This window comes from Ruegeria atlantica (assembly GCF_001458195.1).
GTDB classification, from domain to species: domain Bacteria; phylum Pseudomonadota; class Alphaproteobacteria; order Rhodobacterales; family Rhodobacteraceae; genus Ruegeria; species Ruegeria atlantica.
In genome coordinates, this window is sequence record NZ_CYPU01000043.1 from 16,115 (window position 1) to 42,763 (window position 26,649).

21 protein-coding genes and 1 pseudogene are annotated in these 26,649 nt (G+C 56.2%); 7 read left to right on the forward strand and 15 right to left on the reverse strand.

Annotation, left to right across the window (positions count from 1 at the left end):
* Positions 1–174 precede the first annotated feature (174 nt).
* Positions 175–588, forward strand: coding sequence for a c-type cytochrome (locus RUA4292_RS14565; protein ID WP_058278271.1), 414 nt, complete (start codon positions 175–177; stop codon positions 586–588).
* A gap of 711 nt (positions 589–1,299) precedes the next feature.
* Here the strand turns inward: RUA4292_RS14565 and RUA4292_RS14575 are convergent.
* The 11 genes from RUA4292_RS14575 to RUA4292_RS14630 form a co-directional block, all read right to left on the reverse strand.
* Positions 1,300–2,010 carry a cupin domain-containing protein gene (locus RUA4292_RS14575; protein ID WP_058278273.1) on the reverse strand — a complete coding sequence of 237 codons (711 nt, stop codon included), beginning with the start codon at positions 2,008–2,010 and terminating at the stop codon, positions 1,300–1,302.
* Positions 2,007–2,357 (reverse strand): DUF6614 family protein, encoded by a 351-nt coding sequence (locus RUA4292_RS14580; protein WP_058278274.1) that lies wholly within the window; start codon positions 2,355–2,357, stop codon positions 2,007–2,009. Before RUA4292_RS14580 ends, RUA4292_RS14575 begins: the two co-directional genes overlap by 4 nt.
* Positions 2,358–2,364: 7 nt before the next feature.
* A complete protein-coding gene (locus tag RUA4292_RS14585; protein ID WP_058278275.1) occupies positions 2,365–4,326 on the reverse strand; it encodes an oxidoreductase in 1,962 nt (653 codons plus the stop codon).
* Positions 4,327–4,532: 206 nt separating this feature from the next.
* Complete coding sequence (locus RUA4292_RS14595) at positions 4,533–7,076, reverse strand: oxidoreductase (RefSeq protein WP_082637124.1); 2,544 nt, start codon at positions 7,074–7,076, stop codon at positions 4,533–4,535.
* A 14-nt stretch (positions 7,077–7,090) separates the two neighbouring features.
* Entirely contained in the window at positions 7,091–9,121 is a 2,031-nt protein-coding gene (locus RUA4292_RS14600; RefSeq protein WP_058278277.1) for an oxidoreductase, read from the reverse strand.
* 1 nt (position 9,122) lies between these two features.
* Entirely contained in the window at positions 9,123–11,174 is a 2,052-nt protein-coding gene (locus RUA4292_RS14605) for an oxidoreductase (RefSeq protein WP_058278278.1), read from the reverse strand.
* Entirely contained in the window at positions 11,171–11,851 is a 681-nt protein-coding gene (locus tag RUA4292_RS14610) for a TetR family transcriptional regulator C-terminal domain-containing protein (RefSeq protein ID WP_058278279.1), read from the reverse strand. Before RUA4292_RS14610 ends, RUA4292_RS14605 begins: the two co-directional genes overlap by 4 nt.
* Positions 11,852–11,877: 26 nt before the next feature.
* Complete coding sequence (locus RUA4292_RS14615; RefSeq protein ID WP_058278280.1) at positions 11,878–12,972, reverse strand: ABC transporter ATP-binding protein; 1,095 nt, start codon at positions 12,970–12,972, stop codon at positions 11,878–11,880.
* The gene (locus tag RUA4292_RS14620) at positions 12,969–13,790 is read right to left on the reverse strand and encodes an ABC transporter permease (RefSeq protein WP_058278281.1); all 822 of its coding nucleotides are present in this window, start codon (positions 13,788–13,790) and stop codon (positions 12,969–12,971) included. The genes RUA4292_RS14615 and RUA4292_RS14620 overlap by 4 nt, the downstream gene beginning before the upstream one ends.
* Entirely contained in the window at positions 13,787–14,719 is a 933-nt protein-coding gene (locus tag RUA4292_RS14625) for an ABC transporter permease (protein WP_058278282.1), read from the reverse strand. Before RUA4292_RS14625 ends, RUA4292_RS14620 begins: the two co-directional genes overlap by 4 nt.
* 97 nt (positions 14,720–14,816) lie before the next feature.
* A complete protein-coding gene (locus RUA4292_RS14630; RefSeq protein WP_058278283.1) occupies positions 14,817–15,941 on the reverse strand; it encodes an ABC transporter substrate-binding protein in 1,125 nt (374 codons plus the stop codon).
* 329 nt (positions 15,942–16,270) lie between these two features.
* Here RUA4292_RS14630 and RUA4292_RS14635 point away from each other — a divergent pair, with 329 nt between their 5' ends.
* Positions 16,271–17,251: a flavin monoamine oxidase family protein gene (locus RUA4292_RS14635; RefSeq protein WP_158507035.1), complete on the forward strand. Its 981-nt coding sequence runs from the start codon at positions 16,271–16,273 to the stop codon at positions 17,249–17,251.
* 31 nt (positions 17,252–17,282) lie between these two features.
* Positions 17,283–17,990: an IS6 family transposase gene (locus RUA4292_RS14640; protein ID WP_058278285.1), complete on the forward strand. Its 708-nt coding sequence runs from the start codon at positions 17,283–17,285 to the stop codon at positions 17,988–17,990.
* Between the two features lie 134 nt (positions 17,991–18,124).
* Here the strand turns inward: RUA4292_RS14640 and RUA4292_RS14645 are convergent, their stop codons facing one another.
* Complete coding sequence (locus RUA4292_RS14645) at positions 18,125–18,904, reverse strand: HalD/BesD family halogenase (protein WP_058278286.1); 780 nt, start codon at positions 18,902–18,904, stop codon at positions 18,125–18,127.
* Between the two features lie 107 nt (positions 18,905–19,011).
* Here RUA4292_RS14645 and RUA4292_RS14650 point away from each other — a divergent pair, with 107 nt between their 5' ends.
* Positions 19,012–19,926 carry a LysR family transcriptional regulator gene (locus RUA4292_RS14650; RefSeq protein WP_058278287.1) on the forward strand — a complete coding sequence of 305 codons (915 nt, stop codon included), beginning with the start codon at positions 19,012–19,014 and terminating at the stop codon, positions 19,924–19,926.
* 462 nt (positions 19,927–20,388) lie between these two features.
* Here the strand turns inward: RUA4292_RS14650 and RUA4292_RS14655 are convergent, their stop codons facing one another.
* On the reverse strand, positions 20,389–22,320 hold the full coding sequence (locus tag RUA4292_RS14655; RefSeq protein WP_082637126.1) for a DUF1214 domain-containing protein: 1,932 nt from the start codon (positions 22,318–22,320) through the stop codon (positions 20,389–20,391).
* A 73-nt stretch (positions 22,321–22,393) separates the two neighbouring features.
* Positions 22,394–23,062: a TetR/AcrR family transcriptional regulator gene (locus RUA4292_RS14660; RefSeq protein ID WP_058278288.1), complete on the reverse strand. Its 669-nt coding sequence runs from the start codon at positions 23,060–23,062 to the stop codon at positions 22,394–22,396.
* A 404-nt stretch (positions 23,063–23,466) separates the two neighbouring features.
* Here RUA4292_RS14660 and RUA4292_RS14665 point away from each other — a divergent pair, with 404 nt between their 5' ends.
* Entirely contained in the window at positions 23,467–23,985 is a 519-nt protein-coding gene (locus RUA4292_RS14665) for an OmpA family protein (protein ID WP_082637127.1), read from the forward strand.
* 127 nt (positions 23,986–24,112) lie between these two features.
* Here the strand turns inward: RUA4292_RS14665 and RUA4292_RS14670 are convergent, their stop codons facing one another.
* Complete coding sequence (locus tag RUA4292_RS14670) at positions 24,113–24,676, reverse strand: hypothetical protein (RefSeq protein ID WP_145974964.1); 564 nt, start codon at positions 24,674–24,676, stop codon at positions 24,113–24,115.
* Positions 24,677–24,827: 151 nt separating this feature from the next.
* Between RUA4292_RS14670 and RUA4292_RS14675 the strand changes: the two are divergent.
* Together RUA4292_RS14675 and RUA4292_RS14680 are read left to right on the forward strand one after the other, a co-directional pair.
* Positions 24,828–25,586, forward strand: a pseudogene (locus tag RUA4292_RS14675) (SulP family inorganic anion transporter); the annotation flags it as partial.
* Between the two features lie 276 nt (positions 25,587–25,862).
* Complete coding sequence (locus RUA4292_RS14680) at positions 25,863–26,570, forward strand: IS6 family transposase (protein WP_058278291.1); 708 nt, start codon at positions 25,863–25,865, stop codon at positions 26,568–26,570.
* Positions 26,571–26,649: the final 79 nt, after the last annotated feature.

Sequence of the window (26,649 nt, forward strand, 5' to 3'; positions counted from 1 at the left end):
TTGTTCCGGGACTGTATCTTCCAATTTCCACTGATTTCGGCTACCCCCCCCCCCCGCGCTCGCATGGCTGCAATCTGTTATTGCTTGATCCATGATAGGTCACTTGACCGAGATCAAAGTATCCGTTTTCCGTAAACGTTAACGGTAGCGCACAGTTTCAGAAAGACCGCCCTTATGAAGTATTGGCTGCTTTTGGTTCCGTTTGTTTTGATGGGAACCACCATAGAAACCACAAGTGCCGGCAAAACACTCTACATGCAGATTTGCGTGTCCTGCCATGGTGTTGATGGGAAGGGCGATGGACCTGCAGCAGCGCGTTTGAGTACAAAGCCGGCGGATTTGACTAAGATTGCTGCCCAACGCGACGGTATGTGGCCCGCCCTTGAGGTTATGGAGATACTGAGCGGGTATTCCCGCAATACTCTACCGCGGGAGGATATGCCCGTTATTGTAGACATTTTGGACCATGACATGAGCGAGTTCGATCCGGGAAATGGCGAGCCGTTCCTTATGCCGACTAAGTTGATCGAGATCGCAAACTACCTTGAGACACTGCAGGATCCAGCGCCAGGGTCAAACCTTCCCTGAAAAAGAAAGGAGCTAATGGACAGTAAATCGATTTGGCCAAAGCCATCTTTTGTTTTTCACACTTTAGCTAAGTTGAATTAGTTGAGCTAAAGCAGCTCACATAACCGCGCAGCTACCAAGAGCTGTCGAACTGGCAACTGAGATGTTGAACATGGCGCAACGGAAGGACCAACCTGAACCAGTCTTGCTAGGTCACCGGATGTTGGGGCTTACAAAACTGTTTTCGGGTGAATTATCTGAATCGCTCGAGCACCTCGAAATTGCGACGGACACGAAAATTCCGCAAACCGAGAGATCGGCGCCATTTCTGTATGGGCAAGACATCGAAGCCGCAGCACGGTGCTTGTATGCTTTGGCTCTGTCTTACCGCGGCTAACGGAGGCCATGATCTGCCAGAATTGGTCGATGCAAATAAACTGCTGAAGCAACTCTCCTCCTAGCCGTTTTCTTAGAATTTGAGTCCGGTTCAAGGTGTCTCCAACACGCACCGTGCTGTGGACAACCGAGATGCTGCAGGTGCAGCGCACGACCCTAGAGTCCCGCAATGCCGACCTCCAACTTGTTGCTGATCTCGCCCATGCAGCGAACGACCAGTTTGGTGTAGCTACATTGCAACATCAGTACTGCTGATCAACGACGGCTTGGAGAGATGTTCGACATCATCGAAGACGCGGTCAAAGAGGTCGAGGCAGAATTCGCCCGCGCATGACGTTACCCGCCGCTGTTATAGCTCGCGACAATCAAGCGCGTACCCGCAGCGGTGTTCCATCCGGCGGTGTCGCCTTGATGCAGATAGGCGGTGTCGCCTCTTTCAAATACATGTGGGCTTTCACCGTCAAAGAGCTGCAGTGAACCTTCGAGCACCGTGATCAGCTCATGCGCGGCACTGGTGCGTTGTGTCTGCGCAACCGCGCCGTGGGTCTGAACCTCCACGCGCATGTTGCCTGCCGCATTCAGAAAGTCCGTGCGCGTGGTCGAAACATCTGCGCCGCTGGGCCCTGCAAGGTCCGGAACCGTGATCCGGCGGAGCGAGGCATTTTCGGCCTGCGGCACGTCACCATCCAGTATCATGAAGATCTTGTGTACAAAGCCTGTCTGCTTCCACTGGCACTCGAACCCCTTGGGGATGACAAAGGCGTCCCCCGCTTTGATCTCAATCTCTGCCCCATCGGGCAGGACCATCGTCAGTTCCCCTTCGAGAAATAGCATGTATTCATCGACCGTGTAGGGCGCCATCTGTTCGGTAAACGCGGTGCAGTCCCAGACTCCAACCATATAACCCTGATCTTCGATTTCGTGGTAAAGATGGCCACGCTGCACAGGCTCGCCCGAGACAAGGCTGGCGTAGTCCATCTGTTCCCACTCTTCCAGACCATTGGGGCCTTTGGGGTCAAAGTGCAGGATATTGGCGGTTTTGGTCATGGGGTGCCCTTTCCGGTTTCGGCGTCTTCCCAGCAAAGGAAAACGGTCTTGGTCAGCCTGCGGTACATGCGCAGATGCGTTTCTGTGCCGGGCCGCGCGCGAGCATCGATATGCGCGTAGGCTGCGTCCAGTTGTGCGCGGTCACGAAAGCTTATGACCGAGAAATACTGGTGCGTGCGCGTGTCGTCCGTATCCATGGGCGTATCACTGACGCGGCGGCCCAGAGGGCTTGCATCCGCGATCAGGTCCGCCGCGCGCAGGTCTTCCAGAAAGGTGTCGTAGTCCCGCGCGAAGCTGTCCCAGTCTTCGCCCGGCTTCAGATCAAAACTGGAAAGCATATGGATCATGAGCACTTCACAGACTGCTTGCCACCTTGAGACCTTCAAGCACGGCTTCTTCCACGGTTCGGGGGCAAAGCGCGTCGCCTATTACGTGGAGCGCGCCCTCATAGTCTTTGAGCTCGGCTTCCAGCGTTGTCTCAGACTGCGTGCCCAACGCTGAAACCAGCGTGTCGACCTCGTTCAGGATGACTGCCTCACCACTCAGCGTGTGCTGGAAGTAGGCGTCATCCGCATCCGCACCGTACAGGCGCAGATGTGGGATGATTTCGACCCCCAGCTTGTGCAGATCGCACAGCCATGTGTCACGCGCATACTGCTGGATTGTCTGACCCGCGACCATGCCATTGACCGCAAGGCGCACATGACAGCCGTCGCGGGCAAACCGTTCGGCCAGCCCCATGCCCACCCAATCGCAACGCCAGTCGGCAATCACCACTCTGGCACCCACATTTGCCTGCCCCTCCAACACCTGCCAGGCAGAGACGACATGCGCGTCTTCGGCCCCTTCTATGCGCGGCATCCGGCAGGTGCCTCCAACGGCAATCACAATGGCATCCGGGGCCTGCGCCTGGATAAAATCCCGGGTCACCAGCGTGTTCAGTCGCACATCTACGCCCGCATTCCGGACCTCACGCGCAAGGTTGGTGGTTACCCCGCCAAACTCAGCCCGCCCCGGTAAAAGCTGTGCGAGGTTCACTTGTCCGCCGAGCTGCGCCTGCGCCTCGTAGAGCGTCACTTGATGACCGCGCGTTGCCGCAACTGCTGCTGCCTTCAGGCCTGCGGGGCCCCCACCAATAACCATGACCTTGCGCGGCGCGGCCACTGGTTCAGGCGTGCCATAGGTCAGTTCCCGCCCTGTCTCGGGGTGTTGAATGCAAGAGATCGAACAGGCATTCAGCATATGCCCGATGCAGGCCTGATTGCACGCAACACAGGCCCGGATGTCATCCAAAGCCCCGGCTTCGGCCTTGCGGGGCATCTCAGGGTCCGAGATCAACGCCCGGGTCATCCCACACATGTCAGCGGCACCTGACGCCAGCGTTTGTTCCGCAATCTGCGGCTGGTTGATACGCCCTGCAACAAAGACGGGTTTATGCACTTTGGCGCGGATGGCTGCAGAAAGCGGCGTTGTATAGCCCGCCTCAAACCGCATCGAGGGCACGATATGTGTCGAGCCTGCAAGCCCCGCAGATGTCCCGGCGGTCACGTTGAGATAATCCAGATCGCAGTCTGCGCCGATCGCCTGCGCCATCTCCAGCATTTCGTCCACTTCGACCCCGTCGTGGTCCTTTTCCTCACCCGACAGCCGGATCCCGATAACCAAGCCATCGCCGACGCCTCTGCGAATGGCGGCAATGACCTCTTGGATGATCCGCATCCGGTTCACGGGCGAGCCACCATAAGCGTCCTGGCGCTGGTTCACGCGCGGGTTCAGAAATTGGCCCAGAAGGTAGCCATGCGACGCAACGATCTCGACCCCATCAAGACCCGCCGCCCGGATGTTCGCAGCAGAGGTTTCAAACCCCTGAACCACCTCGTGGATCATCCTCACGCTCATCTCGCGCGGCATCACGTGGAAGCGTTCATTGGGGACTGCTGAGGGGGCATAAGCCACTGCATGAGTGCCATCAGCGGCCATGGTCATTTCGCGCCCGGGATGGCTGAGTTGGGCAAAGACCTTGCAGCCGTGGCCCTGGCAGGCCTTTGCCAGTTTGGCGTAACCAGGCACGCAAGCTGGATCGTAAGCGCGGATAGCAGGCCTGCCGCTGTCACCGGAAGGATGCACGCGCGCGGCTTCGATAATCGTGAGCGCGGCACCACCCTGCGCCTTGGCTGCATGGTACTCGACCATGGCATCCGTCACCTTGCCATCCTCCAGCATCACCGCCATGTGGCCGGTAGAAAAGATACGGTTGCGCAGGGTCAGGCCCCGAATGGTCAACGGTGTAAAGAGATGGTTCGGACCGCCAGGCATCTCTCTAATCCCCTCCTGCGGCAGGTGTACTCAACGCCTTACGCAGGCGTGACAGGTCTTTCTTGCGTGCGTCGCAACTGCTGCACGTCTCAGCCTCCGCGTCTTCGACCTGTTGCCCTGCGCCAATCGCCCCCGACGCGTAGACGGCGAGGTAGGCTGCAACGCAGATCCCAGCGGCACCTATGATCCCCCACCGCCATGTCACATCAGGAAGTACCTGTTTTCAGGAAGTGACGTAGAGGTGCCAGGCTGTCTGACGCCCCGGCGCGTTCGCGATTGATGAACTCCACTGCGGCGACTTCATGTGCTGTGGCTACCTTGAGGCCGGGCAGGTCTTCAGCACCGGGGGCCATGGCTTCGAGGCGTTCGAATGAGGCAATGTAATCGGGAAAGATCTTATCCATCTTCTCGATCAGTGCATCCCAGTCACTGATCTCTTGCGCCGCCTGATCCCGCCCTGTCACATGAAGATCCGCCTCGGGGCGGGGCACCAGACCGTACTTGTCGATCAAGGGACGCATCGCTTTGGCTGTGTAGGTTTCGACTTCGGACAGCAGTTGGAAAGCCTGTTTGTGGTGAGGTTCCGCCAGCCGATCAGCAACACCGGCGAAATAGGCCTCCCCCTCGATCTCTTCCTCATAGTAAAGGAGGAGCGTATCGAGATAGGCTTTTGAAGGCTTCCGTCCTTGTGCGCCGACATCGACCCTGTCGTGTTGCAGGGGCTGGTCAACGTCCACCTCTTCTTCCAACTGCCGGGCGTAGCGATGCCCGGCATAGGTCGCAGCCGCAACAATGGCAGGTGCTTCGCAGTCCCCGAACCGGGTCAGCGTGAACGGCAGTTCAGCTGCATCGCCACCCGCCAGAGCCAGAATATCGTGATAGAGGTCATCGTTGGGCGTACGATGCGTCACCATAACGACCGAAGAGAATGGCAGCTGCTTCTCCGCATCGGTGAACTGACAGGCGAGGGTCGCTGTTTTCCCATCGAAAGAGGTCAGAGCCTGCGCCAGTTCTGTCTTGATCCCTAGCGCCATCAGATGCGCCCTGATCCGCCAGCGTTCCGAAGTTTTTCCAGCCCATTCGGACACGACTTCTGAGGGCGTACAAAGCGTGACGTCTATCCCCGCCGCCTTGATTTTCTCCGAAATCACGCCGCCCATGTAATACCCGTCTTCGTCGTAGACGAGTGCCGGGCCGTTGGGTAATCTGCCGTCCATGACGTCATCGGGGGTCAGGACCTCCGCAGCAGCGCCTTCCGGGACCACTTCAACGAAGGCCTCGCCGTCAAACCGATCCTTGCGCCAGATTGCGCCTGTCGCAATCGCCACGTGATCCGCGCCAAACTCCATTACGTCCTTGGCCGTCAGCGGGCTTTCCAGAAAGAACTGCACATTTGTCATCTTGTGGAATTGCTGCGCGCGGTAGTCGCGGACGCGAATGTATTCGCTCATCCCCGGCAGAGCGGCCTCGCGGGGCAGGCGACCGCCCAGCTCTTTGCCCGCATCTGCCAATGTTACGCTGTAGCCGCGTTTTCCCAGTGCGCGGGTCGCTTCCAGCCCGGCGGGCCCGGCCCCAATCACAAGGACAGAGGCGTCCGAGCGCTTTTCGTTCATCTCTTCTGGGTGCCAGCCCTTGCGCCATTCTTCACCCATGCTGGGATTTTGCGTGCAGCGGATCGCCACGCCCAAGGTGTCACCAGAATAGCAAATGTTGCACCCAATGCATTCGCGGATGTCCTCAAGCCGGCCTTCCTCGATTTTCTTGGGAAGAAAGGGATCAGCAATCGAGGGGCGCGCCGCACCAATCAGGTCTGTCACCCCGCGTTTGATCTGGCTGACCATTGTGTCGGGCGAGGTAAAACGCCCCACGGTCACGACCGGTTTGGACGTCTGGTTCTTGATAAAATCCATGTAGGGCTCAAGCGGGGCTTCCTTGATGAAGCGTGACACGCCCATCTCGACGCTATAGTCCGCGATATTGATGTCCCACAGGTCGGGCAGGTCCGCGAGCATGGCGAACATGTCGCGCCGCTCGCCATGGATTGGTACCCCGGCCTCCCCGATCTCTTCATCGGCAGCAAAGCGCACCGCCACGCCACAGCGGTCACCCACCGCATCCTTGGTCTCTTCGATCAGCTCGCGCACGAGGCGGACACGGTTTTCCAGACTGCCACCGTATTCATCCGACCGGGTGTTGATCTTGGGGCTGAGGAAGTTGGACAGCAGATAAGTGTGGGTCGCATAAACATAAACGATATCGAACCCCGCATCCCGCGCGCGCAACGCCGCTTTGCGATGCCAGCGGCGCAGATTGCGGATGTCGGTCTTGTCCATGGCCCTTGTCTGGAACGGATGCCCCGCCGTGTTCGGCAAGGAGGACAGATCCATCGCCACCTCGCGTGTCATCATGTTGCCAGTACGTGCCCCGCCATACCAAAGTTCGGCCCCCGCGAGCGCCCCATGTGCGTGGACTTTCTCAGTCATCAAAGCGTGGGCACGAATATCGCTGTCATCCCACAAAGAGGCCGACGTATGGGTCAGATCATCTGACGAGGGATGGATGGAATTGTATTCGGTGCAGACCACGCCCCAACCGCCTTCGGCCTTCATGCCGCGCATTTCCGCCAGCATGCGGGGGCGAAGATAACCCATGCCGGTACAATGGGGCACCTGATAGAACCGATTCTTCGCCGTGACCGGCCCGATCTGAAGCGGTTCGAACAGGATGTCGTAGCGGGGGTCTCTGGTCATCGGTCAGGCTCCGGTCAGGTCGCGGTCAGGTTGATCAATTCGCGTTGGAACGGGACGTTGCCTTTGTCCGGCTGCCCCAGTTCACGGGCGTAGAGGTGGCCGCTGTAGACGGCGGCCGCGATGGTCGAAGGGCCAAGCGCGTCGCCAATGCGGATCAGGTCGGGCTGCGGCTGCCACAGGTCATCGACGGGCGCACGCATGGTGACTAGCACTGTTGCCGCGCAGTCGATCGTTTGGATGGCATCCGTATAGACGCAGGCGAGATCCACCGCGCCTGATCTGATCGCACTCAGGTTATGCGCGGTGACGACGCGCACGCCAAGGTCCAGCAACTGCTTTTGGATGGCATGCTGATCAAGTGTGTTATGCGTCCAGGATGACACCTCACTGGCAGGCGTCACCAGTGTTACCTCGCAGCCATCGCGGCGCAGCTTTTCGGCAATGGCACCGCCCATGTAGAAATGATCGTCGTCAAACAGCACCACATGCCCATCAGGTTTGACCCCTGACATGATGTCGTCCGGAGTCAGGACAGTCGCCCCATCTGCGATGTCGAGACCCAGCGGGTTTTGCCTCCCGATTCCGTCCGCTGTCCACTTTGACCCTGTGGCAATGGCGATGTGATCCGCGTCGAAGTCGTCCAGCATGTCTGAGGTCAGATCGCTTTCGAGAAAAAGATCGACATTGGCCATCTGACCGATCTGATAGGTGCGATAGTCTACCACACGACCCCATTCGGCCAGTCCGGGCAAGCGCCGTTCTTGGGCCACGCGTCCGCCTGCTTCGCTGGCCTTGTCCGCCAGCGTCACGCGATAGCCACGCTGACCCAACGCGCGTGCGGCCTCAAGCCCGGCAGGTCCTGCGCCCACGATCAGAACGCTTTCATCTGCCGTTTTGGGTGCAATCCGTTCAGGGTGCCAGCCACGACGCCATTCTTCGCCCATTGTTGGATTCTGAGTACAGCGGATCGGGACAAAGTGGTTGTCGCCAGAGACGCAGATATTGCAGCCAATGCATTCGCGAATATCCTCGATCCGACCCTCTTCGATCTTTTTCGGCAAGAAAGGGTCCGCGATGGAGGGCCGTGCTGCACCGATCATGTCCAGCCGCCCTTTCTTGATCAGCGAGACCATAGCATCCGGCGAGGTATAGCGCCCAACGCCCACCACTGGTTTGGTTGTCACCTCTTTGACAAAGGCGACGTAGTCGTCCTGAAATCCGGACTGTTTGAAGCGCGATGTTGCACTGTCGTTTTCCCATGCGCTGATGTTGACGTCCCAGAGGTCAGGTTCCTCTGCCAGCATTTCGATCAGGTCTCGACCCTCGCCCGTGCTGGTGAACCCCAGATCGCCCATCAGCTCGTCCACGGCAAAGCGTAGAGCAACCCCGCAGGTGTCACCAACCGCATCCTTGGTATCGGCCAGCACCTCGCGCAGCAGACGCGCGCGGTTTTCCAGACTGCCGCCGTATTCGTCTGAACGACGGTTGCGGTAGGGCGACAGGAAGTGCGACATCGTCGAAAGTTGATGCCCCGCGTAGACATAGACGATGTCAAACCCCGCCTTCTTGGCGCGCAGTGCCGCATCCCGGTGCCATTTGCGTAAGGCGCGGATGTCGGACAAATCCATAGCACGCGCCTGAACGGGGTCATGCGCAGCGACCGGAAGATGTGAGGGCGCAAGCGGCACATCCCGGCTGTAACGGTTGGCAGCCATCTGGCCTGCGTGGTTGATCTCGGCCCCTGCAAGACTGCCAAACTCATGGATGCCGTCGCACATTTTGGCCAGCACAGGGATGTCATCGTCGTTCCACAACCGCCCCCCCGCCCAGGGCGAATGATCGCCCGAGGGGTGAATTTCGACCTCTTCCGTACAGATCACAGCCCAGCCGCCTTCGGCCTTGGTGCGGCGCATTTCGGCCATTGAAGATGGGAAGCTACGACCCATGCCGTTGCAGTGCGGCACCTGGTAGAAACGGTTCCGAGCAGTCACAGGGCCGATCTGCACCGGCTCAAAAAGGATGTCGTATCTGGGATCACGCGCCATGTCAGTCTGCCGCAAGCAAGGGGAGTTCGCGTTTGAAGGGCACGCCTTCGACCTTTGGCTCCCCGAGTTCGCGGGCATACTTGTGTCCTCCATAGACAGCTGCCGCGATGGTCCCCGGCGCAAGGCAATCGCCGACGGGCGTGACGGATTTCCACGGGCCGTCCAAAGCGCCCAGATCTGTATGGAGCGCGTCCGAGGCCTCCCTCATCGTTACCGGAATGAATGTCCCATAGGGCAGATCGCGTGTGCGTTCGGTGTAGATGCATGACAGGATCAGCCGGTCGGCCTGCACCTCTGTCACGTTGTGCAGAGGAACAATGGTCACATCCATCTTCATCAGCCGGGCTTGAATACGGGCCTGCTCCATTGTGTTGTGAGTCCAGTGCGACACATCCGCCGCGGGGGTAACATAGGTGACGTTATGGCCTTGCCCGCGTAGTTTTTCGGCCAAGGCGCCGGCCATGTAGTAGTGATCATCGTCAAAGATCACGACCGGCCCCTTGAGCGTCAGACCTGCCATGATATCGTCAGGCGTCATCACATGTGCCCCATCCTTGCAAGCGATCCCTTTCCTGTTCTCGCGCCCAATCCCGGTGGCAGACCAGCGCGCGCCGGTAGCAAGGAGCACATGATCGGGTTCAAACTCTGCCACCTGATCAGCACTCAGATGGCTTTGCAGGAAAAGGCTCACGTTCGACATTTGGCTGATCTGATAGGTGCGGTAGTCCACTACGCGCTTCCACGCAGCCAGACCCGGTAAAGCGGCCTCTTGCAACACACGCCCGCCAGCGGCATCCCCTGCTTCGGCTAGGGTCACCGTGTGCCCGCGTTGCCCCAGGGCCCGCGCGGCTTCCAGGCCCGCGGGGCCTGCTCCCACGATCAGTACGTTGTCGTTGTTGGCCTTGGGCGCAATGTACTCCGGATGCCAGCCACGCCGCCATTCCTCGCCCATGGTCGGATTCTGGGTGCAGCGCATGGGATGTGAAAGGAAATCACTAGTCACGCAGATGTTGCAGCCAATGCATTCGCGGATGTCCTCGATCCGACCTTCCTCGATCTTTTTGGGCAGGAAGGGGTCGGCGATTGAAGGGCGCGCCGCCCCGATCAGATCCAGCACGCCTTTGTTGATCAACGACACCATGGTGTCCGGTGACGTGAAACGTCCGACGCCAACAACAGGCTTGCTGGTCACGCCTTTGACAAACGAAATGTAGTCGGTCTGATACCCCTCATCGGAAAACCGCGAGGTCTGGCTGTCATTCTCCCAGCCGCTGATGTTTACGTCCCAAAGGTCCGGCAGTTCCGCGAGCATTTCAAGAATCTCGCGGCCTTCACCGTTTGCTGAAAGACCGTCTGCGCCTTCCAGTTCGTCAACGGCCAGCCTGACGGCCACGGCAGTCGTGTCGCCAATCGCTTCCTTGGTGTCCATCAACACCTCGCGCATCAGTCGCACGCGGTTTTCAAGGCTACCGCCGTATTCATCCATCCGCTCATTTCGGCTGGGGGACAAGAAGTGCATGAGCGTTGTCATGTCGTGCCCGGCATAGACGTAGACAATGTCAAAGCCCGCCTTCTTTGCGCGGATCGCTGCATCCACATGCATCTTGCGAAAGGCCTTGATGTCCGCCTTGTCCATGGCGCGGGCTTGCACGGGGTCCAGCATGTCCACGGGCCGCGCCATAGGGCCCATAGGAATCTCGCGGCTATAGGCGTTGGACACTCCAACTCCCAGATGCGCAGGCTCGATCCCGGCAAGGGCGCCATGGGCATGGACCTTTTCTACCATTTTGGCCAGCGCAGGAATGTCGCTGTCATCCCACAGACGGGCCTCTATCACGCCACCAAGCTCTGAAGTGTGGGAAATCTCACACTCCTCTGTGTTTACCACGCCCCAGCCGCCCTCGGCCTTGATCCCGCGCATTTCGGCCATCGAAGATGGGTATTGACGTCCCATGCCGTTGCAATGCGGCACCTGATAAAATCGGTTCGGAGCCGTGACGGGGCCGATCTCTACAGGCTCGAACAGCACATCATAGCGCGGATCGCGGGTCATCCCTGGGCCTCGCAGGGCGCGGGATGGTCGAACTGCCCGGGAAAGGTCGTGGCGAGGTAGCTGCGCACACGGGCCTTGGCGTTTTCCCGGGTGAATTCGCCCGGATAGATCAGGATGTTCAGGCAAAAGCCATCATAGAGCCCTTCAAGCGTGTCGGCCACGACCTCCGCATTTGCATGCGGTAGGTTGGCGGACTTAATAAGTTCCTCGCACAATGCGCGCGAGGTCTCCCACCGTTCGTTGTCAATCTCTGTCATGATGTTGCGGTAAGACTTGCGATAGCCTGCCTCGCCGTAAAAGGCGGTCCAAACCGTCAGCTTTTTGCGGTTGCAAATTTGCGGATGGAATTCTGCATCCACGATGGCCAGCAGCTTTTCTGCGACTGTAAGGCCGGGCTTTTGAACCGCCTTTTGCCAAAGATCCCGATGCTCGGCAGCCAGATACCGAAGCGTTTCTTCGAACAGGTTTTCCTTGTTCTTAAAGTGAAAATTCACAATGCCTACCGACATCCCGGCCAGGCCAGTCACGGTGTTCATGGTTGTGCCGGAAATGCCCAACTTGGCGATTGAATCGATGGTAGCTTCGATCAATTGCTCGCGCCGCACCGCCTTGGACGCTGTCCGCTGATTGCGAACTCTTTGCCGCTCTGCCTTAGTGATTTTGGTCGCTGTGCCCATAGACTTCCTCGTAATGATTTCTCGACTTAGCGCAGGACAACTGCGGCTTCGTCTCGCCAGGTCAACCAAACCGGTTTGCCCTCTTCAACAGCAAAAGACCCGTCGAACCGGTTTTGGGCCGAAACGGCTATAGGCGTTTCATGGCCATCGACTTTGACGTAGTAATGGCTGCGCTCGCCCAGATAGGCGGCGTTTTGCAACACACCTTTGGTGGATTCAGATCCATCTGTAGGCGCTGCGTCCATCAGCTCCAATTTTTCAGGCCGAAGCGCGATCTGTACGCTTTCGCCTTCCACAAAACGTCCTTTCGTTTCTGGAATGCTCAAAACGCCAAGGCCCGCGGCCTCGACCGAAATGGCTTCGGCGGTCTGCCCGCGCACCTGACCGTCGAAGAAATTCATTGTCCCGATGAAGGAGGCCACCTCGCGGCCTTGCGGACGCTCATAAAGCCCGCCGGGGGTATCAAGTTGTAACACCTCACCACGAGACATGACCGCAATACGGTCCGACAGGGTCAGCGCCTCTTCCTGATCATGGGTGACAAAGACAAAGGTGATCCCGACCGTGCGCTGCAAGGCACGCAACTCCAATTGCATCTGTTCGCGCAACTGTTTGTCGAGCGCGCCAAGGGGTTCGTCCAGAAGCAACACCTTGGGCCGCAAAATCAAGGCGCGCGCCAACGCAATGCGTTGGCGTTGCCCCCCGGAAAGCTGGTTGGCCTTGCGGTTCCCGTAGTGGGGCAGCTTGATCAGCTCCAGCATCTCGTCGACCATGTCATCGCGCCTTGCCTTGGGCAGCTTTTGCTTGCGCAGGCCGTAAGCAATGTTGTCGCGCACGTTCAGATGCGGGAAGATTGCGTAGTTTTGAAAAACCATGTTCACGGGCCGCATATGCGGCGGCACATCTGACATGGGTTGGCCGTCGATGTAGATTTCACCCGAGGATGGGTTCTCGAACCCTGCCAGCATCCGCAACAGGGTCGTTTTCCCACACCCCGAAGCGCCGAGCAGCGAGAAAAACTCGCCATGGCCCACGGTCATGGAAACATCGTTGATCGCCTGAAAACTGCCGAAATACTTGTCGACATTCTGGATCGAGATAAAGCCGTTGTTGCCGCTCATGAGGCGTCTCCTGATGTCGAGGCCGAAATGGCGCCGCGGTTGATCCACTGCCCCAGGAACACGATGACAAAGCTGACCACGATGATGATCGAGGAAAGCGCCAGCACGGAGGGAAACTCCTGCGGAAACCGCAACTGGCCCCAAATGTACATGGGTAGGGTTGGCTGCGTGCCACTGAGGAAGAATGCGAGGATGAATTCGTCAAAGGACACCGTGAAGGTCAGCATCAGGCTGGCCAGCACGCCCGGCCCCACCATTGGCAGGGTCACGCGCCAAAACGTCCACCAGGCGTTCTCGCCCAGATCGGCAGACGCTTCTTCGATGGACGCATCAAACCCCTCAAAGCGCGGGATCAGCACAGCAATGGAAAACGGCAGGCAAACGATCATGTGCCCGATCGCCACGGTGTAAAGCGACAGGGGCACGCCAAGTTGGCTCATCAATACCAAGAGCGCCACGCCAAAGATGATCAGCGGCACCACCAGTGGCAGCATGATGAATGTGACAACAGGCCCTTTGCCCGGCATCCTATAGCGGGTGATCGCCTTGGCCGCGAAGATGCCCATGGTGGTTGAGACAAGCGCTACGGCAACACCCACCCGAACCGAATTCCAAAGTGCGTTCCACACCGCATCACGTGCGAAGAGCTCAACGTACCAGCGCACCGTGAAGCTCTCCAGCGGGAAGCGCACATAGAGAGAGTCATTGAAGCTGAAGAGCGGCAGGAACAGTACCGGCAGATAAAGCGTAATCAAGAAGATCGCCGCATATAGCTGCAAGGGCCTGTTGGGTTTGCGAATATAGCTTTCGACACTCATGAAATGCGTTTCCTCACAAACAGGGTCAGCATGATGAAGATCAGGCTGATGGCGGCAATGCAGAGCATCAGGATGATCGAAAGGGCCGCGCCCATCGGCCAATTGTTGATTGGGCCAAACTGTTTCTGGATCAGGTTGCCGATCATCGCACCATCAGGCCCACCTAGCAGGGCGGGCGTGATGTAATCACCCGTAGTGGGAATGAAAACGAGCAAGCTGGCCGAGATCACCCCGGGCAGTGACAAAGGCAAAGTGATGCGGAAGAAACGGCGGACCGGACCGTCTCCGAGGTCCGTCGCTGCCTCCAGCAGAGACTTGTCGATCTTCTCAAGCGAGACATAAAGCGGAAGGATCGCAAACGCCGCCCAGGCATGGGCCAAGGTAATGATCACAGCCTGTTTGCTGTAGAGCAGGAACTCCAGCGGTGCCTCAATCAGCCCGACGCTCAGCAAGGCAGAATTGATCACGCCTTCGTAGCCCAGCACTACTTTCCACGCGAAAACACGCAGCAGGTAGCTGGTCCAGAAGGGCAGGGTAATCAGCACCAGCCAGAACATCTTGTTCCGGTGCACATGAAAGGCAACGTAATAGGCCATCGGATAGCAAAGCAGCACCGTGGCAATCGTTACCATGCCGGAAATGCCAAAGGTCCGGCTGAGCAACGCCATGTAGATGGGCCGCTCAAAGAACTGTTCGTAGTTGTGGGTTGTGAGCGTGGTGTCGAAACCAAAACCTTCGGCCGTCCAGAAGCTCATGACCACCAGAATGCCAAAAGGTACGAGTATCGCGACGCCCAGAAAGACCAGCGCAGGCGTAAGCAGCGTATAGCCGCGCGCCGTCTCTGACCGATAAATCAGTCGGCCAAACCAGCCCGCGCGAGGCCCAGCTGTGCCCGACGCACTGCCGCTTTGAAGCGTTTGATCTGTCATCACAGGAGCCTTGGGCAAAGAAAATCAATCAAGGCGCGCGTCAGGGCGCACCCGACAAGGCCTGCGCCGGTCTTCACCGACGCAGGAGTTGCTCAGATCAGAAACCGGATTTGATTTCCTCAAAGAGCGTGTTCATCTTGGTTTCCCACTCTTGGGTCTGCGGCACCTGGAAGTGACCCGCTTCCAGAATATCTGCTGGATTGGAGCTGAGCCCCAGGCCAGCCAGCGTTTCCGCGTCGAACTGCTCAAACGATTTGCTGTTGGAGTGTCCGTAGCCGTAGTCGTTGATCATGAACTTGCCGGACTCGACGCTCAGCAGGCTGTCGATTACGTCATAGGCGCGGTCCAGATTGGGGGCGTCCTTGTGGATCATTAGACCACAGACCCATGTCAGCGCGCCTTCCTTCGGCTTGGCGAATTTCACCGGCACGCCTTCGGATTGCAGCAGTGTCGCGGACGAGTTCCATGTCATTGCGGCCACCAGTTCACCAGACGACAAAGCCTGTTCCAGCGTGGTTGTGTCATCCGTGTAGGTACGGATCAGGGGGCGCTGTTCTCGCATCACCGCAGCGATTTTATCAAACGCGTCATCGGTGTGAATCTCGCTCATGGGGACACCCGCCTTGATGGCCCCGCACCACCAGGCATCCCCGCCTGATGCCAAAGAACCCAGACGCCCGGAATACCGCTTGTCCCACAGCATGTCCCAGCTTTCTTCACCCTCCACTTCGAACATATCTGTGCGGTAGGTGATCGAGGTCTGCCCCCAATCAAAGGGCGCAAGCCAAACACTACTGCCATCTGCCTCGTTGCCCGGCAAGTTCACTAGCTCAGGCATCACATCGCCCCAATTGGACAGACGCCCGGTGTCGATCCGCTGGAAAATACCCGACTGTACCCAGCGCGGCAGGCCGGAGTTGCAGGGATGGGAAACGTCCACAACAAAGCCGCCGCGCATCTTGGTCAGCGCTTCTTCGGAGCCGCCAAAGATCGAGAAATTGGGCAACTCGCCATGGGTCTCGTTGTAAGGGACAAAAAGTTCTGGGATGTCGTAGCCACCCCAAGTGAAGAATGTTGCCTGGTCTTCCGGTGCTGCGGTTGCCTTGCGTACCGCAAGCGGTACAGCCGCGACCCCGACCCCTGCCGACAGAAGCGACTTGGTGAAAGCACGACGGCTCATATCACCCGCGCGCATTGATCCCAGTTGGTCCGTGATGTCCACTTTTCTCTCCCTTGTTAATGGCTGGTTGGCCAGCCCATTTGTTGAGCTTCCCGCTTATTGGCCCTTGCATCCGCTGCGGCAAAGACGCTCGAGACGGTTGCCCGCAAGCTCTTTAGTTCCCCACTCCGCCACTTCACTAATTGAATATTCATTCAATGATGATGTTGAAATTCTCCCGACGTCAAGAATAATGTGAGGGACAGAATGCTCGGGTTGACCAAAGCCATAAGGCGAGTTTCGCCTTGCCTGAGAAATCAGCCCTTCTGACCGCATGACGTGTTTGTGCAGGAACCATAGGGAGACCAAGCATGCGAAGGCGGAGTGTTATCATGGGTTTAGCTGCAACTGGACTAGCACCGAAAATGGTGCGCAGCCAATCGTCAGCAATTGATGTGATCGTGGTTGGCGCAGGGATTGCCGGGCTGCGTGCCGCACAGGTTCTGCAGGACGCCAGGCGCACTGTTGTGGTGCTCGAAGCCGCAGACCGAATCGGCGGGCGCGCATTTACGGACGCGGACGCGTTGGGTCAGCCCATGGATATGGGCTGTTCGTGGATCAATGCAGACAACAACCCCTTCTTGCGCATCGCAAGTGATCAGGGTGCCGAGCCGCTGCGCCAGTCGAGTGCCGGTGAAGCACTGTTTGTCGATGGCAAACGCGCCAATACAGAACAACGCGCGGGGTACAACAAAGCCTGGGGCGCCATCGAACGGGCTTTTGAGACCGCTGGAGAGGCCGAGCGTGACATCCCAGCCTCGGAGATCGTCCCGGTGGGATTGGAGTTTGGTGCAACCGTACAGACCTGGATCGGTCCAATGGACCACGGCGTCGATTTCGCTGACCTGTCTGTCCTTGACTACTGGGAGGCGGCGGAAGGGTCGCCCAGCTACATCGTGCGTGAAGGATTGGGCACGCTCGTGGCCCGGTGGGCCGCGCAAGCGCCTGTTTCCCTGAACACGCGGGTCACGGGGATCGACTGGGGCGGCCAAGGCGTCTCGGTGACAACTAGCGCCGGCACACTCACAGCAAAAGCCTGCATTGTGACCGTCTCAACAGGCGTCCTGGACAGCGGAGCCATCACGTTCTCACCCACTCTGCCGAAGGATGCCAGGGGTGCGATTTCCGATTTGCCGATGGGGCTGCTCACCAAGATCGGCTTGCAGTTCGATGGCCAGCACTTCGGTTTTGTGCCAAATCACTGGCTGACGCAACAGGTCAAGGGCGACGTCCCGGGTGAGGCCTGCTTCTTCATGACCTGGCCCTTCGGCTATGATCACTCGGTTGGGCACTGTCAGAAGAAACCAGCTTGAGGCGGGCAGGGCGGTTTTGTAGCTTCGCGAGATGGCAAAACCCAACCCTTTTCGCTACTTCAAAACCAGCCCTGAGATTATCCGCCTGGCGGTCATGATGTATGTGCGGTTCCCGCTATCGCTGCGGAACGTGGAAGATCTCCTGCATGAGCGCGGCATCGAAATCAGCCATGAAACGGTTCGGTATTGGTGGAACAGATTTGGCCCGATGTTTGCCGCCGAAATCCGCAGAAACAGGGTTAGTCGGATGCGATCTTATTCGAGTTGGCGGTGGCATCTCGACGAGGTTTTCGTGAAGATCAACGGCGAGACGCACTACATGTGGCGGGCTGTGGACCACGAAGGCGAGATACTGGAAAGCTACGTCACCAAGCGTCGGGACCGCAAAGCTGCGTTGAAATTCCTCAGGAAATCAATGAAGCGATACGGCACCCCAGAAGTGATCGTTACGGACAAACTCCGATCCTACGGCGCTGCGATGAAGGACATTGGAAACGTAACGAAACAGGAATCGGGTCGCTGGTTGAACAATCGTGCTGAGAATTCTCACCTGCCTTTTCGACGACGGGAACGGGCGATGCTCCGCTTTAGACAAATGCGATGTTTGCAGAAATTCGCATCCGTCCAGTTTTCGGTCCACAACCACTTCAATCAGGAACGCCACCTTTACTCACGAGACAATTTCAAACTTAACCGAAGCGCCGCTCTCTCTGAGTGGCGTCAGCTTTGTTCCGCCTAAGTTCACGGTTTCGGCGGCAAACTGAGACTAGTTCGAATTCGTCTGACAGCACCTGCGCGTGGCAGCAATGTCAGCTTTCAGGTCGCTCTCGTATTTTCAACATTGCGGGGCGAGGCGAACGTGGTGAGCGACTATTAGCTCAATCGACCATAAAAGGTCATTCGGGCGGCTTCAGAAAGTTCGACACCGGGTTCGGCATTATAAGCAAGCACTGCGAGAATGCGCGTTAGATCGCCTTCATTCGGTGCCACCCGGTGAATCGAGTTGCGGCCCCGGAAGAAGACCAGTGTACCGGCATCGGCCTTGATAATTTCCACTGGTGCCTTTCCGTCCAAAATTTCATTAACTTTCTCAAATCCCATTTCGCCTAAATCTGCATCGCGAACGGCGTTAACGTATTCGAACTTCCCACCCTTTTCGGGCGCTTGCACCATCAAGGTGATGGCAAAGGACGAGTTGTCAAAATGCCAGCCAAGCTCCTCTCCCTTTTCAGCAAAATGCAGGTTGATGGAAGATAGCGGGTCTGCGTATTGGTGCATCGCGTCTTCGCCAAGGACATCGCACAAGAAGCTCCGGAAAACCGGGGCGTCATAGAGTTGGCGCAATGGTGAACCCTGCGGCATCAAATCATCGGTAATGCATCCTTTGGATGAGGTGACGAGGCGATTGCGTGCATGGTCGTCAGCAAACCTTTCGTCTTTTGGGGTCAGGTAGACGTTGTGTTGCTTTGTTGACTTAAAGACCTTGTCTTTGTTGGCGATGCCCTCGTCACGGATTGTATCAATCGCTCCCTTTTGAACAAATCCCGGCATCACGAAGACACCCGTTTCGTTAAACTCTTTCTTACAAGCTGCGCGGAAATCCACATTGCCGATCGGAAAGGCTTTTAAGTCGATAATGTCTTTCAGCTCCATTGGTCTCTCCTGCCGTCAAGTTGCGTTGTTGACGTGATACAGAGGCACAAAGAACAAATAAAATTGTTTTTTGTTGCCTTTAAAGTGAAAAAAGTTATCCAAGCGTCATGGTCGAAATAACACTCAAACAATGCCGCTACTTCCGAGCAGTGGCGCAGACTGGTGGGATCGCTTCGGCAGCGCAGCTCGTTAGCATCTCGCAGCCCGCCGTCGCCCAAGCTATCGCCAAACTGGAAACTCAAACGGGACTTGTGTTGTTTCGACGCTTGCACGCGCGCGGAATGGAGCTGACGGCACAAGGTGTCGAGTTCCTTCGGTATGCTGAACAAATGCTGGTTTACGCCGACAAAATGGACGTCGCAGTGGCAGATATTGCTGCGCACAGAATGGGAACATTACGCCTAGGCTGCTTTCAGTCGATTGCACCGTTCTATGTGTCGCACATCCTCAGCGTCTTCCCGAGACACATGCCTGGTGTAGTTTTGGATGTCGACGAACTTCTGCAAGAAGAACTGATCATAGCCCTGGACCGAAACGAAATCGACCTAGCGATCCTTTATGACCTGGGCATTGATGAAACCTTGTTCCGCGTACGTCCTCTTGCAACGGCAGACCTGTATCTGATCGTTCCACCAAACCACAGGCTTTCAAAAAGGGCGTCCGTGTCAATTCGTGAGATCGACGAAGAGGAGTTCGTGCTTTTCGATGCGCCTCAAAGCAGGGACTATTTTCTCAGCATTTTTGCCGAGTTCGATATTGCACCGAAGATCACGTTTCGATCGTCGTCGATTGAATCGGTTCGCTGTAACGTGGCAAACGGGCTGGGTGTTTCGCTTCTCTCGATGAAACCTGCCGACAACAAAACCTACGACGGCGGTCGGGTTGTCCCGATCAAACTCTCAGATTCAATACCGCCGATGCGAATTGTCATCGCGTCACATATGGACGCCCCAGAGAATCTGCTGGCTGACAGGTTTACCGGCATTTGTCGGAGCCTGTTCCAGGACCGAAAAATTCCATAGGACGTTGCGAAGGCGGGAAGCTAAATAACTTGGCGAGCGGTCATTTATCGGACGCAGGGAAACGCCTGCTTTGTCCCGCAACTCAGACACTCCTGCAAGGTGCAGCGAATGTCCGGTACCGGTAAAAGCAGCCATTCAAGTTCGGATTTTTCGAACCACGCCTCGCAATGTCTGCTTTACGTGATCAACCGGTCATCTGAGTAAAACCGTCGGATGACCGCAACGAGCCCAAAGCAGACGTGGAGAACGTCCGCTGCCGTTCAATGCAGACCTTCAAGCGAAATTTCTCGGAATGACCACCAATAATGACCGCTATCCGTTCCTAAACCGTCATCTAACTGAAAGACTCAGATGACTGCATTGAGCCCGAAGGGGACGTTCGCAGGGACGGTGGAGGTAAGCGACAATTCCGTTTTGTCTCAGCAGGCAATCCAGCCAGCTGAGACGCATTTTTAGCAACCCTTATGGTGCCCTGACCAACTCTACGCGCCGATTAAGTGCTCGACCTTCTTCGGTGTCGTTGTTGGCAACTGGTGCTAGGAAGCTGGCCCCGGCGGCGAACAATCGTCCTTGGTCAACCTCATACGTGTTCACCAGTTCTGCGACCACCGCGTCTGCGCGGCCCCTTGAGAGATCGAGGTTACTTTCATAATCGCCTACGTCGTCTGTGTGCCCCACCACAGCAATCCGTAGATCGGGCAATTCAGTCATCATCTGAGCGATTGCCTCAAGCGTTGTTTCGGAACCAGGAAGAATTGCGGTTGATCCGGAATCGAACTGCACACCATATATGGACACACGTCCGTCAACAGTAATTCGAAGCGAGATGTCATCAGCAGTTTCATTGTTGGACACCTCTGAACTTGCGTATTCGACGAGCTCTATCTCACCCGGTCGCCAGGTCTGATCGAACCAGGGATCCAGAGGTCCATAGAGCCGAAGGATCGTGTTCCAGCCTTTTCCGGGTACGGTTTGCACCCAGTTGCTCTCCTTACCCTCAGGTGCAACAGGTCCAAAGTAAATGTCGTAGGATCCGTCTTCGTTCTGCACGACATCGGTATCGTTGCTGCCGATCGCCGGAAACTGGGCATCTGTTTGCAACATCGATCTTGTTTGATTGTCGTAAAGCGTGAACGACCAAAAGTCCTTAGCGGGAACATTTGCAGGCACGTTCACTTTGTAAGTCTTAGCACCGTCTAGTGGATTGCCGTTGGAGTCGCGATAAGTGATGGCATACTGCGATCCTTTTCCGACGGCCTTTACCGCCATTGCTGGTGTGACACCTGTCGCGTAGAAATGGAAAGCTGAACGGAAGTCGTGCATCGTCACGCCGTCGATTTCCCAAGTGTAGGCACCGCCCGGAAAACCATTCTGCCAATAGCTTTCGTTTGGGTACCAGTAGTAGCGTTCATCACGGGGTTTAGAAATTAGCGTCTTGACCGTGATCGCGCCGGCAGCCGCGGCGGCTTCGAGGATCGGTTGCATCCGCGAATCTGGAGCGAACTCCTGTCCCTTTACAATCCCAATCGCTGCAAGGTGACCCAGCAACTCAGGCCTTTCCCCGATTAAAGGTTCACGTTGGATGACGGCGTTAATCTCATCGAAGATTTCCGCATCCATTCTGTGGATGGTGTTGAACTCCTCGCCGGAAACGTTGAGGAAAGTCATCTCGGGCGGGTTTTCGGCCTGAGAAAGCGGATAGAGCCTGAAGTTTTCCTTCGTCTGACTCACTGCCGTTTCAGTAGATCCATCCTTTTGATAGCCGCGCCAAAGCACCCAGTTCCCAAAGGTGTTGGTAGGCATAACAAAGTACCCGTCTGGAACATCACCTTCGTAACCTGGAGGAAGGATCAGGAACTTACCGCCTTGCCCCTCATCCGGACCCAAGTTTCCGAAGTCGCCGACATAGCGGAACCAGGCATCGTTTATGAATCCGAGGACGTTTGGCGGTGTCTCCATTACCATGGGCTCATCACCCATCTCCAACCAAGACATCATATAAACACTTGTCGTATTCGCAGTCAGAAACAGAGTGCGAGAGTCCATCAAGTCTTCGAAAAGGATGGCAGTAGTGTTCGCTGGACCGAACTCCAGAATACCGTTCCGTAATCCTTCCATAGAAGCGATCTTGGTCCCGTCCAGAACAGCCTGATAGGCGTGTGTGAAATCCAACAGATTATAAATCTTCTGGGCGGATTCGACGTCTGGTACCCCGTCGAAAAAGTTAAGTTCCCCGACCCGCGTTTGGATGTTGTCCGGGGTGGTAATCCCCTCGGGGATCTCCGTCGTCATTTCCATAACCGGAACTTCTTGGGCAGCAATTGGAAAAACTCCAACACTTCCTGCGACGACAGCTACGCTGGCCGCGAATGCTAGAGGTTTGATCAAGTTCATTAGTCTTCCTTCCGTTGAAATTAGTGAAGCCTGCGGAAGCGCCTTACTTCAGAGCCAATATGAAAATTTTTGATCACTTGAAGCGGTGTCCGATAGAACCGGCCGCGTCAAACGGATACAGTGTTGAAATCCAAATGCGCATGATCGCCGAGAGCACCTCCTCTTTGTTGGCCTTCTGGACAGAGCCAAACGCATTGATAAGCACACCCGCGTCCATCCTATTCAGCGCACGAGCAACTGGAAGAGGATCAAACTCGGGCGTAATGCCCTTTGCCTGATCCTGGGCAATACGCGCAGAGACGACTTGGTCGAACGACCCTAGAAATGTCTCCCAGACATGCTCAAGTCGCTCATCGCTAGGCGCTGCATCCGCGACCGCTTTGAGAATGGAGCCGTGCTGATACCCGACATCTACGAGTGCTCGGAGGCTTTCATGAAGACCCGAAACCGCGTCGGCTTCGTTAAGGAGCCAGGCACGTGCACCTTCAACGATCCCACCCTTCACTTCGTTGAGGAGCGTTTCCATTAAACCGTGCAGATCATTGAAGTAGAGATAAAAGGTCGATCGGCTGTGCTCCGTTTCGGCCATCAAGTTGGCAACTGTGAGTTCGCGGAACGGGCGTGTCTCTAGGAAACGATTTCCAGTATCAAGTATGGCAGATCGTGTGAGTGCGGCCTTGCTTGGGGGCAATTGCCGCACGACGCGCTTGGAATTAGCATCAGCCTCGGATTTTTCTGACATGGCGTTAGTACGCCTGACATCGTGTCAGAAGTCTAGCAAAATTTCGGTACTAGAGCGCTCTTCGGTGTGAGGTAAACTCTATCATTGGTGGATGATAGGAGTCAGAATTTGTCTGCAGAGGGGTGGCGAATTTAGCTTGGGTTCCGAAAGCAGGGACTGTTGCCCGGCTTTACGAACAAGACGAGCATGGGGGACAACCTTTATCTGTTGGGCAGTACTTTCAGCACCGGGAAGCTTGAATACGACAGTCCTTGCCAGCGCCTGTCTAGATGCCCAGCAAAGCGTAAGAACACGATACCCAAGAGTCCCAATTTCTCTTGCTTGTAGCGGCGAACAGAAAATCTCTAATAATTGTGGTAATCTTTAGAAGATTGAACTGCCACGAATTCAGGGAGAACGGTGAAATGACAAGAATGATAAGCAAGATTGGTGCGTTGACACTGCTAGTGGCATTTATAAGCGGCGGTGCAATCGCTCAATCACTTTATGACCAAAAGCTTGCGCGCCCCATTGGCGAATTGACGGACAAAGCAATTGTTGAAGCGTTGCGCGAAGACGGGCGCGTATCCATGAGTGGTGGATTTTTCGAAACTGACAGCGCCGAACTGACTGGGGCTTCTTCAGACGTTTTAGCCAAAGTAGCGTTCGGCATGGTACAGCTGCCCGAATTACGCCTAGTTATCGTCGGCCATACGGACTCAGTCGGGGATTTTTACTACAATATTGATCTTGCTCAACGCCGCGCGAATGCAGTCCGAGATGCGCTACTGGCAGAGCCTAACAACGTTGAGCCGGAGCGGCTTGTTGCGATGGGCGCAGGCCCAATTGCACCAGTAGCTTCCAACCTCAGCGATGAAGGACGTGCCTTGAACCGAAGAGTAGAATTCATAATGTTGGATGAAGCACTGCTGGTTAAAAAGTAACGCTGACTTTCCTCATGCAAGCCCCCCTAGGTTTAAATCATGTGGACGCATAGGAAAATTCAACCTCTATCTCGCACGAGATATATGCACTAGCACGATGTGCTAGTGCATTTTGAAGCGCTCAGATTTAACTGGCAATACCGTCAGTGCACGTGCGAGCTGCTTCGACCGCCGCGCTGACGCCAGTCAGGTCTACTTTGACCGGTTGCTTGGTTTTCTTCGGAAATGCAGTCAGTGTTCCCTCCTGCATGATGGCATTCGCCATATTGTCGTCTTTGATAACGAAATAAGCGCCCTTGTAATCACCTTGCAGATCCTTGCTCTTCATCCCGCGGGCTTTGCCGTCGAATACAAACCCGTTGATATCAATTTCGACCTTCTGTTTGTTTTTGATGTCAACATCCGCCAAGGTGAATACGCCAATGTACGCATGCTTTTTGTTCTTGGTGAGACCGATCTGTACTGCGTGCCCGAAGTCATCTGTACGTTCGATCAAGCAAGCCTGGCGTTCGGCATCGATGAAGACATTCCACCCTTCGACTGGATCACCGTATGGCGCAAAGCCGTCCTCTGCGCCGGGGATTGGGTCTGCTGCAAAGGCCGGCATCGCTAAGGTCGACGCTGCAAAACAAGAGACCGCGGCGATTTTAATAAGTTTCATTTTTAGCTTCCTTTCAGCTTTTTCTGACACTGCGTCAGTTATGTTGATTCTTTCAGAAAACCAGCATGATTTTTTCCGTCGCAGTTGTCGGTAAGCAATTTCTCGCCAATTTGATGTCTGCTCGCTTTAGAGCTGCAAACGGCAGCTTTGTCCGCAACTCTGCCGTTCAGCAGAATTCAGCTACCCGGTCACGGGGGGATTTGCGCGATCAGTCGTCAATTTCGATGCTGGCGCTGAAACTCCTGCTGCTGGCGCCTATACTGCGCTTGGCCTCGCGATCGCCGCCTTGGCGTTGACGCCATTGGTGTACTTCCTGCCAAACGCTACGTTGGCCGCCACAATCATTGTGGCGGTTCTGAGCCTCGTTGATTTTTCGATATTGCGCAGAACATGGGACTATTCCCGTGCGGATTTCATCGCGGTATCTGCAACGGTTTTGCTGACGCTGGGTCTAGGTGTTGAAGTCGGCGTCGCGTCCGGAGTGGCGATTTCAGTACTTCTGCATCTATACAAGACGTCTCGACCGCATGTTGCGGAAGTGGGTCGTGTGCCCGGGACAGAGCACTTTCGAAATGTCCTGCGCCACGATGTCGAAACCGCACCTACGGTGTTGACGCTGCGCATCGACGAGAGCCTTTACTTCGTAAACGCCGGCTTTCTGGAAGAACTGATCTTCAGTCGCCTTGCCGAGCGGAAGAAGGTCAAACATGTTGTTTTGATGTTCTCCGCCGTTAACGAAGTGGACTACTCAGCGCTGGAAACTCTCGAGGCGATCAATCACCGTCTTGAGGAGCTTGGCGTTGGCCTACATCTGTCCGAAGTTAAGGGTCCTGTTATGGACAGACTCAAACGGTCTCGTATTGTCGACGGTCTGAACGGCAGGGTTTTCTTGTCCCAGCACGATGCGTGGACAACGCTCATTGCAGAAGCGAGCGAGTGACCAAGATCAGCTTGATTTGTTAACGTGATCTGAACGAGCGCTCTGGTCCGCATAGCGAACGTATGAGCGTATTTGTTGAATGAACGCCTCGTGCCCATATGTGCCATCAAAGGCAGTCGCTTTCTGAACAAAAGAGAACCGCCGAAACCGTCCTTCACACGTGAATTCTTGTTTGAACTGTGACCTCAACGCCCAGTTATGAAGGACAGCCCTGACACGGGCACTGTCAGAAGAACTTGTCTTGAGGCGGGCAGGGCGAGCACTTAGCGTCGCAGGATGACAAGACGCAGCCCTTTTCGCTACTTCAAGACGAGCCCCGAGATCATCCGTCTGGCCGTCATGATGTATGTTCGGTTTCCGCTTTCGCTTCGCAATGTTGAAGATCTTTTGCACGAGCGCGGCATCGAGATCAGCCACGAAACTGTGCGTTATTGGTGGAACAGATTTGGCCCGATATTCGCGGCAGAGATCCGCAGAAACAGGGTCAATCGGATGCGGTCTTATTCGAACTGGCAGTGGCATCTGGACGAGGTCTTCGTGAAGATCAATGGCGAGACGCACTACCTATGGCGGGCTGTGGATGACGAAGGCGAGGTGCTGGAAAGTTATGTGACCAAGCGCCGTGACCGCAAAGCTGCGTTGAAATTCCTCAGAAAATCAATGAAACGCTACGGTCAACCTGAAGCCATCGTGACGGACAAACTGCGGTCTTATGGCGCGGCGATGAGAGTTGTCGGGAACGGTAGTCGGCAAAAGACCGGCCGCTGGCTGAACAATCGGGCCGAGAATTCCCATCTGCCATTTCGACGACGAGAACGTGCGATGCTCCGCTTCAGGCAAATGCGATGTTTGCAGAAGTTCGCCGCAGTTCATTCTTCCGTCCACAACCATTTCAATCAGGAACGCGCCCTCTACAGCAGAGACAATTTCAAGCTCAACCGCGCCGCTGCTCTCTCCGAGTGGCGCCAACTTTGTTCAGCATAAGTTCCGGCATTTAGGGGTAAACAGAGACTGGTTCGAATTCGTCTGACAGCACCGCCACTCATACCTGTCTCACTTCAGT

Excerpts from the sequence above, each read along its gene's own strand:
- RUA4292_RS14565 (WP_058278271.1), top strand. The coding sequence starts at position 175 with ATGAAGTATTGGCTGCTTTTGGTTCCGTTTGTTTTGATGGGAACCACC.
- RUA4292_RS14575 (WP_058278273.1), bottom strand. The coding sequence starts at position 2,010 with ATGACCAAAACCGCCAATATCCTGCACTTTGACCCCAAAGGCCCCAAT.
- RUA4292_RS14580 (WP_058278274.1), bottom strand. The coding sequence starts at position 2,357 with ATGATCCATATGCTTTCCAGTTTTGATCTGAAGCCGGGCGAAGACTGG.
- RUA4292_RS14585 (WP_058278275.1), bottom strand. The coding sequence starts at position 4,326 with ATGCCTGGCGGTCCGAACCATCTCTTTACACCGTTGACCATTCGGGGC.
- RUA4292_RS14595 (WP_082637124.1), bottom strand. The coding sequence starts at position 7,076 with ATGACCAGAGACCCCCGCTACGACATCCTGTTCGAACCGCTTCAGATC.
- RUA4292_RS14600 (WP_058278277.1), bottom strand. The coding sequence starts at position 9,121 with ATGGCGCGTGATCCCAGATACGACATCCTTTTTGAGCCGGTGCAGATC.
- RUA4292_RS14605 (WP_058278278.1), bottom strand. The coding sequence starts at position 11,174 with ATGACCCGCGATCCGCGCTATGATGTGCTGTTCGAGCCTGTAGAGATC.
- RUA4292_RS14610 (WP_058278279.1), bottom strand. The coding sequence starts at position 11,851 with ATGGGCACAGCGACCAAAATCACTAAGGCAGAGCGGCAAAGAGTTCGC.
- RUA4292_RS14615 (WP_058278280.1), bottom strand. The coding sequence starts at position 12,972 with ATGAGCGGCAACAACGGCTTTATCTCGATCCAGAATGTCGACAAGTAT.
- RUA4292_RS14620 (WP_058278281.1), bottom strand. The coding sequence starts at position 13,790 with ATGAGTGTCGAAAGCTATATTCGCAAACCCAACAGGCCCTTGCAGCTA.
- RUA4292_RS14625 (WP_058278282.1), bottom strand. The coding sequence starts at position 14,719 with ATGACAGATCAAACGCTTCAAAGCGGCAGTGCGTCGGGCACAGCTGGG.
- RUA4292_RS14635 (WP_158507035.1), top strand. The coding sequence starts at position 16,271 with ATGGGTTTAGCTGCAACTGGACTAGCACCGAAAATGGTGCGCAGCCAA.
- RUA4292_RS14640 (WP_058278285.1), top strand. The coding sequence starts at position 17,283 with ATGGCAAAACCCAACCCTTTTCGCTACTTCAAAACCAGCCCTGAGATT.
- RUA4292_RS14645 (WP_058278286.1), bottom strand. The coding sequence starts at position 18,904 with ATGGAGCTGAAAGACATTATCGACTTAAAAGCCTTTCCGATCGGCAAT.
- RUA4292_RS14650 (WP_058278287.1), top strand. The coding sequence starts at position 19,012 with ATGGTCGAAATAACACTCAAACAATGCCGCTACTTCCGAGCAGTGGCG.
- RUA4292_RS14655 (WP_082637126.1), bottom strand. The coding sequence starts at position 22,320 with ATGAACTTGATCAAACCTCTAGCATTCGCGGCCAGCGTAGCTGTCGTC.
- RUA4292_RS14660 (WP_058278288.1), bottom strand. The coding sequence starts at position 23,062 with ATGTCAGAAAAATCCGAGGCTGATGCTAATTCCAAGCGCGTCGTGCGG.
- RUA4292_RS14665 (WP_082637127.1), top strand. The coding sequence starts at position 23,467 with ATGACAAGAATGATAAGCAAGATTGGTGCGTTGACACTGCTAGTGGCA.
- RUA4292_RS14680 (WP_058278291.1), top strand. The coding sequence starts at position 25,863 with ATGACAAGACGCAGCCCTTTTCGCTACTTCAAGACGAGCCCCGAGATC.